This window comes from Mycobacterium sp. 852014-52450_SCH5900713 (assembly GCF_001667075.1).
Lineage (GTDB): Bacteria > Actinomycetota > Actinomycetes > Mycobacteriales > Mycobacteriaceae > Mycobacterium.
The window spans coordinates 1-11,331 of sequence record NZ_LZIL01000007.1; the positions used below are offsets into that span (position 1 = coordinate 1).

An 11,331-nucleotide genomic window follows, 5' to 3' on the forward strand; every position below is an offset into this window, starting at 1 on the left:
CGATCTCCTCACGACTACTGACACCCACCCCTCAAACCCTACGAACACCCACCGACAAAAAAGACCACATTGTGACCTCTGAAGCCAAAGTGACACAAGGGATTTGCGAGAAAGTGCGGGATGCTCGGCTAGTCGCGGTCGGGTGGGTTCGTCGCGTACACCCAGGACAGGAACCGCGCGACGGCCTCGGCGGATCGATGCGCCCTGGGCGAACTGAAGATGTCGAAAGCGTGCTGCGCGCTTGGTAATTCGGCGTACGCGACAGGGGACTTCGACACCGCGCGCAGCTCCTCGATAAACTCCTGGGCCTCGCCGACGGGGATCAGCGAATCGTCGCAGCCGTGCAGGACGAAGAACGGCGGCGCGTCGGCCCGCAGCCGCCGGATCGGCGAGGCGTCGACGTAGACGTCGCGGTGCGCATCGTATTCCCGCTTCACCACGAACTTTTCGAGCAGGGAAACGAATTCGGGGCGGCCTTCGCCCTCGGTGGAAAACCAGTCGTAGCGGCCGTAGATCGGGACGGCGGCCGCCACCGAGGTGTCGGCTTCTTCGAAGCCCGGCTGGAATTGCGGGTCGTTGGGGGTCAACGCCGCCAATGCGCACAGGTGTCCGCCCGCGGAGCCGCCGGTGACCGCGACGAAGTCGGGGTCACCGCCGTAGTCGGCGATGTTCTCCTTGACCCACGCCAGCGCGCGTTTGACGTCGACGATGTGGTCCGGCCAGGTATGGCGGGGGGAGACGCGATACCCGATCGACACGCACACCCAGCCGCGGGCGGCCAGGTGGCTCATCAGCGGGTAGGCCTGCGGCCGGCGCATCCCGATCATCCAGGCCCCGCCCGGCACTTGCAGCAGCACGGGAGCCTTGGCGTCCCGCGGCAGGTCGCGGCGGCGCCAGATGTCGGCGAGGTTGGCGCGGCCGTTCGGGCCGTAGGACACCACGTTCGTCTTCTCGACGTACCGCCGGCGCGCCACGGTGTTGCCCAGCGGGAGGCTGCGCCGCCCGCTGCGCGTGGGCTTGGCGTGCGGCAGCTTGCCCAGCGCCTCTTCGTAGTCGTGACCGAGCTGCTCGCGCAGGCCCGCCTCGAGCACCGGGCCGGGGGTGGTGATGGCGCGGTAACGGATCACCCCCAGGATCGCCCACGACGCGGCCGTCATGGCCAGCGCCGCCTTGCCGCGCCGCCCCGCGAAGTGGCCGCGCCGCGCGCGTCGCAGCGCGTCCAGCAGCGAGACGGAGAAGTAGATGCCAGGCACCTCCGACGTCGGCCAACCGAACCAGAAGACCAGCACGGTGCTGTAACCCTTGCGCGCCAGCGGCCGTAATCCGTTGGCGGCGTTGGCCAGTTCCAGTGCGGCGCGTGCCAGCGGCCGGGGGCGCCGCAGGTCCGAGAGGCGGCGGCGCATCAGCCGTTGACCCGAGATTGCAGTTCGTTGCGCTGGATCTTGCCGGTGCTGCCCCGCGGGAGTTCGTCGAGGACGGCGATCTCGCGGGGCACTTTGTAGTTGGCCAGGTTTTCCCGGACATGCTGCTTGAGCGTCTCGGGCGTGGCCTGGGCGCCCGCGCTCAAAACGACGAATGCCGCCAAACGCTGGCCGTACTGCTCATCGTCGACGCCGATGACCGCGGCCTCGGCCACGTCGGGGTGCGCCGCCAGCGTCTTCTCGACCTCGATCGGATAGACGTTCTCGCCGCCGGAGACGATCATCTCGTCGTCGCGGCCGACCACGAATAACCGGCCGGCCTCGTCGAGGTAGCCGACATCGCCCGACGACATGAACCCCGCGTGAAAATCCTTGGTGGTGCCCGAGGTGTATCCCTCGAACTGGGTGTCGTTGCGCACGTAGATGGTGCCGACCTCACCGGCGGGCAGTTCGTTGAAATCGCTGTCCAGGATCCAGATTTCGGTCCCGCCTGCCGGGCGGCCCGCGGTGTCGGGTGCCGCCCGCAGGTCCTGCGGGGTGGCGGTGGCGATCATGCCGGCCTCGGTGGCGTTGTAGTTGTTGTAGATCACGTCGCCGAACTCGTCCATGAACGCAGTCACGACGTCGGGTCGCATCCGCGAGCCGGATGCCGCCGCGAATCGCAATGACTTGCAGCTGTACCGCTTTCGCACGTCGGGCGGCAGCTCCATGATGCGGTCGAACATCACCGGCACCACCGCCAACCCGGTCGCCTGGTTCCGGTCGATGAGGTCCAGCGTCGCCTCCGGGTCGAACTTGCGCCGGGTGACCACCGTGCACGCCATCGACGCCGCGAAGATCAACTGCGAAAAGCCCCACGCGTGGAACATCGACGCCACGACCACCACCGTCTCCTCGGCTCGCCACGGCGTCCGGTCCAGGATGGCCTTGAGGGTGCCGATGCCGGCGTTGCCTCCGGTTTGATTGGCGCCCTTGGGAGTTCCGGTGGTGCCGGAGGTCAGCAGGATCATCCTGCCCTTGCGGCCGGTGCGCTCGGGCTGTTGGCCGCTGTGCTCGGTGATGAGCTTCTCGACGGTCAGCTCGTGCTGCCCGTCGGTCCAGGCCACGATGCGGGTGGCGTCCGGCTTGTCGGCCAGCGCGCGGTCGACCGTCTCGGTGAACTCCTCGTCGTAGATGACGGCGTCGACGCCTTCGCGGTTGACCACCTCGGCGAGGGCCGGGCCGGCGAACGACGTGTTGAGCAGCACGACGTCGGAGCCGATCCGGTTGGTGGCCACCACCGCCTCGACGAAGCCGCGGTGGTTGCGGCACATGATCCCGACGACCTTGGGTTGCCCTGACGGCAGATCCTGCAGCGCCGCGGCGAGCGCGTTGATCCGCTCGTCGAGCTGGCGCCAGGTCAGCGTGCCGAGCTCGTCGACCAGGCCCGGCCGGTCGGGGCAGCGTTGCGCAGCGCTGGCGAAGCCCACGGTCATCCCCATGCCCTCGCGGCGCATGGCGGCGGCGATCTTCAGGTAGCGGTCGGGCCGCATCGGGGCGATCATGCCGGCGCGCCGCAGGGTGGTGAGGAGGCCGAGGGCTTGGTTGATCGGAGAGGCCACGGTTCAGCCCAGAATCGGGAAACGTCGCTTGGCGGCGAGGTCCTTGAGGGCCTGCTGCATCACCGATCGCACATGCTCGTCGACCTCGTCGACGTCCGGGGCGTCACCGAATTGCGCGGTGATGTCGATCGGCTTCAGCACCTGCGTGACGATCTTGGTGGGCAGCGGCAGATTGGGCGGGATCACCGCACTGAAGCCGAAGGGGAAGCCGAACGACAGCGGCAGGATGGCGCTGCGCAGCAAGCGTTTCACCCCCAACCGCTCGGCCAGCCAGGTGCCGCGCGACAGGTAGAGCTGCGTCTCCTGTCCGCCGATGGATACCGCGGGCACGATCGGGACGCCGGCCTCGATGGCCGTCCTGACGTATCCCTTCCGGCCGTCGAAGTCGATGACGTTCTCCGAGAGCGTGGGCCGGTATGCGTCGTAGTCGCCGCCCGGGAAGACGATGACCACCCCGCCGGACCGCAAGGCCTTGGCCGCGTTCTCCCGGCTGGCCCGGATGTATCCGGTGCGGCGGAAGAACTCGCCGGTGGGGCCGGTCATGAGGATGTCGTGGCTCAGCGTGTAGATCGGCCGGTCGTAGCCGAACTTCTCGTAGAAGTGGACGCTGAAGATGGGAACGTCCATCGGGAACATGCCGCCGGAGTGGTTGCCGACGACCAGCGCCCCGCCGGGCGGGAACGAACCCAGGCCGTGCACCTCCGACCGGAAGTATGTCTTCATGGCCGGGCGCATCACGCTCATCAGGCGCTGGGTCAAGACGGGGTCGAATTTGCCGATGTCGCCGACATCGGAGTGATCGTTGTCGGTCACGTTCCTCCCTTGACGCTCCCGCGAGGCCGCCCTAGGTATGAGGGGCCGCGTCGAGTTCCTCGATGGTAGCGACCGGCGCGCGGCGGCCGTCATGGTGTTTATCTCTTTCCGCGTCCGCGGATATGGTGCCCGCCGGTTCCCGGCGCTATTGTTACGACGCCCTCAGTGAAATCTCGAGAAACGGGACCCGATGGACGTTGCCGGTTTGTCCCCCGAGCGCAACGCCCGCTCGGGAGGCGCGCGCAGGAGTGCCCCCAGCGACCGGCGCTCCCGGCGGCCCCATGCCAGCGTGGTTCGCACCGAACCGGCCCGTCGCAGTCAGGGACCCGCGCCGTCCGCACCGGCCACCGACCGCCCGGCCGGTGACGTCGATCCGACCACCCCGGACGCGGCGGACCACCGCCAGGCCGACTACTTCGTGCGGCTGCTCTCGCAGAACCGCAGGCTCATCGAACAGCGGCTCGACGACTACCGGAAGGCGATCGTCGCCGCGCAAGCCAGCGGCGACGTCGACGCCGTCTGCAACCTTCGCCGGATGGCGCGAATCGAGGAACAGGACCGGGACAATCTCGACGGCATGCTCGAGAAGTTGCGCCGCCGGTTTGTTCGCCGGACGCCGGGGGACCCCGCCGCCCTCTCTGCACGGCCACGCTCCGCGGTCCGGTAGCAATTCGCTTATCGCGCAGCAATTTTCGTTGCTTGGGTGACCGACGACGGGGCGCGTCGCGCCGATTCAGCCCCAGCCGAGCGGCGGTGCCGATACATTTGACGGGCCAACTGGTTTCTTCCGACACCGAGCGAGGCCGCCCATGGGATTCATGACACCGGACCTTCCCGACGTCGATCGCAAGACCTGGCCCACACTGCCCCGGGCCACCCGGCTGCAGGTCGTGACGCGGCACTGGGCGGAACACGGCTTCGGGACACCGTATGCCGTGTATCTGCTGTACCTGATCAAGATCGCCCTGTACATCGCCGTCCCCGCCGCGATCATCTCGCTGACCCCGGGCCTCGGCGGCCTCGGCCGCATCGCCGACTGGTGGACGCAGCCGATCGTCTACCAGAAGGTCATCGTCTTCACGCTGCTGTTCGAGGTGACGGGCCTGGGTTGTGGGTCCGGCCCGCTCACTGGACGGTTCATGCCGCCCATCGGCGGAATCTTGTACTGGCTGCGGCCCAACACGATTCGGCTGCCGGCGTGGCCTGGGAAGGTGCCGTTCACCGCCGGTGACAGCCGTACCGTCGTCGACGTTGCGCTGTACGCAATCGTTTTGGCCGGCGGGGTGTGGGCGCTGCTGTCGCCCGGCCACGGCGGGCCGGTCACCGCTGCCGGCGACGTTGGTCTGATCGACCCCGTCCGCGTCATCCCGACGATCGTCGCGCTAGCGGTCCTGGGCCTGCGCGACAAGACCATTTTCCTGGCCGCGCGGGGCGAGCACTACTGGCTAAAGCTGTTCGTGTTCTTCTTCCCGTTCACCGATCAGATCGCGGCATACAAGCTCATCATGCTGTTGTTGTGGTGGGGCGCCGCAACATCCAAGCTCAACCACCACTTCCCGTATGTGGTGTCGGTCATGACGAGCAATAACGCGCTGTTGCGGCCCAAACTGTTCAACCCGATCAAGCACATGCTGTACCGCGACCACATCAACGATCTGCGTCCCACCTGGTTGCCGAAGATGATGGCCCACGTCGGTGGCACCACAGCCGAATTCGTGGTTCCGACGGTGCTGGTCTTCTTCGCCGGCGATCACCCGTGGCGGTGGTTCCTGATCGGATTCATGGTGATCTTCCACCTCAACATCATTTCCAACCTCCCGATGGGAGTTCCGTTGGAGTGGAACGTCTTCTTCATCTTCTCGCTCTTCTATCTGTTCGGGCACTACGCCTCGATCCGTGCCACCGACCTGCGTTCGCCGCTGCTGTGGGCCCTCGTCATCGCCACGGTGGCACTCGTGATCGCGGGAAACATGTTCCCCAAGAAGATTTCGTTCCTCCCCGCGATGAGGTATTACGCCGGCAACTGGGCGTCCAGCGTGTGGTGCTTCCGCACCGGCGCGGAGGAGACGGTCGACGCCGAGATCGTCAAGAGCTCCGCCCTCGTCGTCAACCAGCTGGCCCGGCTTTACGACCCCGAGACCGCGGAGATCATGGCGGACAAGACGGCCGCCTTCCGGGCCATGCACGTGCACGGCCGCGCGCTCAACGCCCTGGTGCCTCGCGCCCTGGGGGGAGAGGCCGACGAAGCCAATTACAAGATCCGCGAGGGCGAAATCGTCGCCGGGCCGCTCGTCGGCTGGAACTTCGGCGAGGGCCATCTGCACAACGAGCAGCTGCTCGAAGCCGTGCAGCGCCGTTGCCACTTCGAGGACGGCGACGTGCGGGTGATCGTCCTCGAGGGACAGCCCATCCACATCCAGAAGCAGTGGTACCGCATCTTCGACGCCAAGGCCGGACTGATCGAGGAAGGCTATGTCAACGTCGAGGACATGCTCGCCCGCCAGCCGTGGCCGGAGCCCGGTGACGAGTTGCCCGTGCATGTGATCGATGGCGGCGACCCGCCGCGCCCGGCTCCGCCGCGCTCGCGATCGCCGCGGACCACGCAACGCAGCGCTCGATGACCACCGCCGTCGTGGTCGGCGCCGGCCCCAACGGCCTGGCGGCGGCGATCCAACTCACTCGTCACGGCGTCGACGTGCAGGTGCTCGAGGCGTGCGACACCGTCGGCGGGGGAGCCCGCTCCGGCGAACTGACGATGGCCGGCGTCATCCACGACCACTGCTCGGCGTTCCACCCGCTGGGCGTCGGTTCGCCGTTCTGGAAGGAGATCGACCTGCAGCGCTACGGGCTCCGGTGGAAGTGGCCGGAGGTCGACTGCGCGCACCCGCTCGACGACGGTACCGCCGGCGTGCTCTATCAGTCGCTGGATGAGACCGTGGCCCGGATGGGGGCCGACGGCGCCCGGTGGCGGCGGGCGATAGGGGACCTGGCGGCGGGATTCGATGAACTGGCCGAGGATCTCATGGGGCCGGTGCTGGGCATCCCGCGTCACCCGCTCCGCCTGGCCGGTTTCGGGCCGCGGGCGCTGCTGCCGGCCACCACCATGGCCTGCTGGTTCCGCACCGAGCAGGCGCGCGCGCTGTTCGGCGGCGCGGCCGCGCACGTCTACACCCGGCTCGACCGGCCGCTCACCGCGTCCCTGGGGTTGATGATCCTGGCCAGTGGGCACCGCTACGGCTGGCCCGTCGCGCAAGGGGGCTCCGGGTCGATCAGCCAAGCGCTTTCCGCGGCCCTGCAGGAGTACGGCGGCTCGGTGGCTACCGGGGTGACCGTCAGCAGTCGCAAAGACATCCCGGACGCCGACATCGTCATGCTCGACCTCAGCCCGGCCGCGGCGCTCGCCATCTACGGCGACGTGATGCCGGGCCGGATCAGGCGGTCGTATCGGCGGTACCGCGAGGGCTCGTCGGCGTTCAAGGTCGACTTCGCCATCGAGGGCGACATCCCATGGACCAACCCCGATTGCGCCCGGGCCGGCACCGTGCACCTGGGCGGCACGTTCGCCGAGATGGCGGACACCGAACGTCAACGCGCGCAGGGCAAGATGGCCGACCGGCCCTTTGTGCTCCTCGGGCAGCAGTACCTTGCCGATCCGTCCCGCTCGGCGGGCAACGTCAACCCGATCTGGGCGTACGCGCACGTGCCGTTCGGCTACGACGGCGACGCCACCGCCGCCGTCGTCGGCCAGATCGAGCGGTTCGCGCCGGGGTTCTCCGACCGCGTCCTGGCGACGGTCAGTAAGGGGCCCGCCGAGTTGCAGGCCTACAACGCGAACTTCATCGGCGGCGACATCATCGGCGGCGCCAACGACGGGCTGCAGGTGATCTTCCGCCCCCGCATCGCCGTCGATCCCTACGCCACCGGGGTGCCAGGCGTCTACCTGTGCTCACAGTCCACGCCGCCGGGGGCCGGCATCCATGGCCTGTGCGGTTACCACGCCGCCGAGTCGGCGCTGAAGTGGCTGAAAAAGACCCGCCGCGACTGAGGTCACATTGTCCGCGGGAACCGGGGCGGCAACCGCGCATGTTGCTCATCTAGGCTGACCACGAGCGCGTATTCAGCGGACTCAGTAAAGACATCGCCAAGACAGGGAGAGATCAAGTGACGGTCCGAGTAGGCATCAACGGCTTCGGTCGAATCGGACGCAATTTCTACCGGGCCCTACTGGCCCAACAGGAGCAGGGCACCGCCGACATCGAGGTGGTGGCGGTCAACGACGTCACCGACAACCACACACTGGCGCATCTGCTCAAATTCGACTCGATCCTGGGCCGGCTGCCCTACGACGTCAGCCTGGAAGGCCAGGACACCATCGTGGTGGGCCCGCACAAGATCAAGGCCCTCGAGGTCAGGGAGGGTCCGGCAGCGTTGCCGTGGGGCGACCTGGGCGTCGACGTCGTCGTGGAATCCACCGGCCTGTTCACCAACGCCGCCAAGGCCAAGGGCCACCTGGACGCCGGCGCCAAGAAGGTGATCATCTCGGCGCCCGCCACCGACGAGGACATCACCATCGTCCTGGGCGTCAACGACGAGAAGTACGACGGCAGCCAGAACATCATCTCCAACGCGTCGTGCACCACGAACTGCCTCGGGCCGCTGGCCAAGGTCCTCAACGACGAGTTCGGCATCGTCAAGGGGCTGATGACCACCATCCACGCCTACACCCAGGACCAGAACCTGCAGGACGGGCCGCACAAGGACCTGCGCCGGGCGCGCGCCGCCGCGCTGAACATCGTGCCGACCTCCACCGGCGCGGCCAAGGCCATCGGGCTGGTGCTGCCGGAGCTGAAGGGCAAGCTCGACGGGTACGCGTTGCGGGTGCCGATCCCCACCGGCTCGGTGACCGACCTCACCGCCGAGCTGTCGAAATCCGCCAGCGCCGAAGACATCAACGCCGCCTTCAAGGCCGCAGCGGAAGGCAAGCTGAAGGGCATCCTGAAGTACTACGACGCCCCGATCGTCTCCAGCGACATCGTCACCGACCCGCACAGCTCGATCTTCGACTCCGGCCTGACCAAGGTGATCGGCAACCAAGCCAAGGTGGTGTCCTGGTACGACAACGAGTGGGGCTACTCCAACCGCCTCATCGACCTCGTCGTACTGGTCGGCAAGTCACTGTAAGCATGGCCGTTCCTACTCTGAAAGACCTACTGGCCGAAGGTGTTTCGGGTCGGGGCGTGCTGGTGCGTTCCGACCTGAACGTCCCGCTCGACGACGATGGCGCCATCACCGACCCGGGCCGGATCACCGCGTCGGTGCCGACGTTGAAAGAGCTCGTCGACGCCGGCGCCAAGGTGGTGGTCACCGCGCACCTGGGGCGGCCGAAAAACGGGTCCGACCCGAAGTTGTCGCTGGCGCCGGTGGTAGCGGCGCTCGGCGAGCAGCTCGGGCGGCACGTGCAGCTCGCCGGTGATGTCGTCGGCGGGGACGCGCTGGCCCGGGCCGAGGGACTCACCGACGGCGACGTCCTGCTGCTGGAGAACATCCGCTTCGATTCGCGCGAAACCAGCAAGGACGACGGCGAGCGGCTCGCGCTCGCCCGCGAACTCGCCGAATTGGTCTCGCCCGGAGGGGCTTTCGTCTCCGACGGGTTCGGCGTGGTGCACCGCAAGCAGGCCTCGGTGTACGACGTGGCCACGCTGCTGCCGCACTACGCCGGCACGCTGGTGGCCGACGAGATCCGGGTGCTGGAGCAGTTGACCAGCTCCACTACCCGGCCCTACGCGGTGGTGCTCGGCGGGTCGAAGGTGTCCGACAAGCTCGGCGTCATCGAGTCGCTGGCGACCAAGGCCGACAGCATCGTGATCGGCGGCGGTATGTGCTTCACGTTCCTTGCCGCACAAGGCTTTCCGGTGGGGAAGTCGCTGCTGGAAGAGGAGATGGTCGACACCTGCCGCCGGCTGCTGGACACCTACGTCGACGTGCTGCGGCTGCCCAGGGACATCGTGGTGGCCCAGCAGTTCGCCGCCGACTCGCCGCCGCAGACGGTGGCCGCCGATGCCATCCCGGACGACATGATCGGGCTGGACATCGGCCCGGAATCGGTGAAGCGCTTCGCGGCCTTGCTGTCCAACGCCCGGACGGTCTTCTGGAACGGTCCCATGGGCGTGTTCGAGTTCCCGGCGTTCGCCACGGGCACCAGGGGCGTCGCCGAGGCCGTCGCCGCGGCGACCGGCAAGGGCGCGTTCAGTGTGGTGGGCGGCGGCGACTCCGCGGCCGCGGTGCGCGCGCTGGGCATCCCGGAGGGCGACTTCTCGCACATTTCCACCGGCGGTGGCGCGTCGCTGGAATACCTTGAGGGCAAGACGCTGCCGGGCATCGAAGTTCTCGGGCGGCCGCAACCAAGTGGAGGAGACGCGTGAGCCGCAAGCCGCTGATCGCCGGCAACTGGAAGATGAATCTCAACCACTTCGAGGCGATCGCGCTGGTGCAGAAGATCGCGTTCGCGCTGCCGGACAAGTACTACGACAAGGTCGACGTCACGGTGTTGCCGCCGTTCACCGACCTGCGCAGCGTGCAAACCCTGGTCGACGGCGACAAGCTGCGGCTGACCTACGGCGGCCAGGATCTGTCTCAGCACGACTCGGGCGCCTACACCGGTGACATCAGCGGGGCCTTCCTGGCCAAGCTGGGCTGCAGCTTCGTCGTGGTCGGCCACTCCGAACGGCGCACCTACCACAACGAGGACGACGCGCTGGTGGCCGCCAAGGCCGCCGCGGCCCTCAAGCACGAGCTGACCCCCATCGTGTGCATCGGCGAGCACCTGGACGTCCGCGAGGCCGGCGGGCACGTCAGCCACTGCGAGGAGCAGCTGCGCGGCTCGCTGGCCGGGTTGTCCGCTGAGCAGATCGACAAGGTCGTGGTCGCCTACGAGCCCGTGTGGGCCATCGGCACCGGCCGGGTGGCCAGTGCCGCCGACGCCCAGGAGGTGTGCGCCGCGATCCGGGCGACGTTGACGACCCTCGCCTCGTCCAAGGTCGCCGACACCGTGCGGGTGCTCTACGGCGGCTCGGTGAATGCCAAGAACATCGGCGACATCATCGCCCGCGACGACATCGACGGGGCCCTGGTCGGCGGCGCGTCCCTGGACGGTGAGCAGTTCGCGACGCTGGCGGCGATCGCCGCCGGCGGGCCCCTGCCGTGACGCCGCGGCCCCGCCGGTAAGATTCAGCGTCATGGAGCTGGCCCTGCAGATCACCCTGGTGGTCACAAGCGTGCTCGTGGTGTTGCTGGTGCTGCTGCACCGCGCCAAGGGTGGCGGCCTGTCGACGCTGTTCGGCGGCGGTGTGCAGTCCAGCCTCTCCGGCTCGACCGTGGTGGAGAAGAACCTGGACCGCTTGACGCTGTTCATCACCGGCATCTGGCTGGTGTCCATCATCGGGGTGGCCCTGCTGATCAAGTACCGGTGACCCGTCGGCGGGCGGAGCGCGTGATCC

General features: G+C 67.9%; 10 protein-coding genes. 7 read left to right on the forward strand and 3 right to left on the reverse strand.

All coding sequences use genetic code 11. The features are described from left to right. Window positions 1–128 precede the first annotated feature (128 nt). Genes A5773_RS02160 through A5773_RS02170 form a run of 3 tightly spaced genes read right to left on the reverse strand, consistent with a single transcriptional unit; the run spans window position 129 to window position 3,766 of the window. Window positions 129–1,403, reverse strand: coding sequence for an alpha/beta hydrolase (locus A5773_RS02160; protein WP_066958148.1), 1,275 nt, complete (start codon window positions 1,401–1,403; stop codon window positions 129–131). Then, complete coding sequence (gene fadD12, locus A5773_RS02165; protein WP_232001787.1) at window positions 1,403–2,965, reverse strand: acyl-CoA ligase FadD12; 1,563 nt, start codon at window positions 2,963–2,965, stop codon at window positions 1,403–1,405. Before fadD12 ends, A5773_RS02160 begins: the two co-directional genes overlap by 1 nt. Before the next feature lie 60 nt (window positions 2,966–3,025). Then, the gene (locus A5773_RS02170) at window positions 3,026–3,766 is read right to left on the reverse strand and encodes a lysophospholipid acyltransferase family protein (protein ID WP_232001788.1); all 741 of its coding nucleotides are present in this window, start codon (window positions 3,764–3,766) and stop codon (window positions 3,026–3,028) included. A gap of 259 nt (window positions 3,767–4,025) precedes the next feature. Here A5773_RS02170 and A5773_RS02175 point away from each other — a divergent pair, with 259 nt between their 5' ends. The 7 genes from A5773_RS02175 (at window position 4,026) to secG (ending at window position 11,304) form a co-directional block, all read left to right on the forward strand. Next, window positions 4,026–4,502 (forward strand): hypothetical protein, encoded by a 477-nt coding sequence (locus A5773_RS02175; protein ID WP_066958153.1) that lies wholly within the window; start codon window positions 4,026–4,028, stop codon window positions 4,500–4,502. Window positions 4,503–4,644: 142 nt separating this feature from the next. After that, window positions 4,645–6,456 carry a DUF3556 domain-containing protein gene (locus A5773_RS02180; protein ID WP_067789209.1) on the forward strand — a complete coding sequence of 604 codons (1,812 nt, stop codon included), beginning with the start codon at window positions 4,645–4,647 and terminating at the stop codon, window positions 6,454–6,456. Continuing rightward, window positions 6,453–7,880: an NAD(P)/FAD-dependent oxidoreductase gene (locus A5773_RS02185; RefSeq protein ID WP_067789212.1), complete on the forward strand. Its 1,428-nt coding sequence runs from the start codon at window positions 6,453–6,455 to the stop codon at window positions 7,878–7,880. The genes A5773_RS02180 and A5773_RS02185 overlap by 4 nt, the downstream gene beginning before the upstream one ends. A gap of 116 nt (window positions 7,881–7,996) precedes the next feature. Beyond that, complete coding sequence (gene gap, locus A5773_RS02190) at window positions 7,997–9,016, forward strand: type I glyceraldehyde-3-phosphate dehydrogenase (RefSeq protein ID WP_067789216.1); 1,020 nt, start codon at window positions 7,997–7,999, stop codon at window positions 9,014–9,016. 2 nt (window positions 9,017–9,018) lie between these two features. Further along, entirely contained in the window at window positions 9,019–10,257 is a 1,239-nt protein-coding gene (gene pgk / locus A5773_RS02195; RefSeq protein ID WP_067789219.1) for a phosphoglycerate kinase, read from the forward strand. Beyond that, window positions 10,254–11,039 carry a triose-phosphate isomerase gene (gene tpiA / locus A5773_RS02200; RefSeq protein ID WP_066958164.1) on the forward strand — a complete coding sequence of 262 codons (786 nt, stop codon included), beginning with the start codon at window positions 10,254–10,256 and terminating at the stop codon, window positions 11,037–11,039. The genes pgk and tpiA overlap by 4 nt, the downstream gene beginning before the upstream one ends. A 31-nt stretch (window positions 11,040–11,070) precedes the next feature. Next, a complete protein-coding gene (gene secG, locus A5773_RS02205) occupies window positions 11,071–11,304 on the forward strand; it encodes a preprotein translocase subunit SecG (protein WP_040624202.1) in 234 nt (77 codons plus the stop codon). Window positions 11,305–11,331 lie beyond the last annotated feature (27 nt).

Coding starts and splice junctions, on each gene's coding strand:
- A5773_RS02180 (WP_067789209.1), top strand. CDS start 4,645: ATGGGATTCATGACACCGGACCTTCCCGACGTCGATCGCAAGACCTGG.
- A5773_RS02185 (WP_067789212.1), top strand. CDS start 6,453: ATGACCACCGCCGTCGTGGTCGGCGCCGGCCCCAACGGCCTGGCGGCG.
- A5773_RS02175 (WP_066958153.1), top strand. CDS start 4,026: ATGGACGTTGCCGGTTTGTCCCCCGAGCGCAACGCCCGCTCGGGAGGC.
- fadD12 (WP_232001787.1), bottom strand. CDS start 2,965: ATGATCGCCCCGATGCGGCCCGACCGCTACCTGAAGATCGCCGCCGCC.
- secG (WP_040624202.1), top strand. CDS start 11,071: ATGGAGCTGGCCCTGCAGATCACCCTGGTGGTCACAAGCGTGCTCGTG.
- A5773_RS02170 (WP_232001788.1), bottom strand. CDS start 3,766: ATGAGCGTGATGCGCCCGGCCATGAAGACATACTTCCGGTCGGAGGTG.
- pgk (WP_067789219.1), top strand. CDS start 9,019: ATGGCCGTTCCTACTCTGAAAGACCTACTGGCCGAAGGTGTTTCGGGT.
- A5773_RS02160 (WP_066958148.1), bottom strand. CDS start 1,403: ATGCGCCGCCGCCTCTCGGACCTGCGGCGCCCCCGGCCGCTGGCACGC.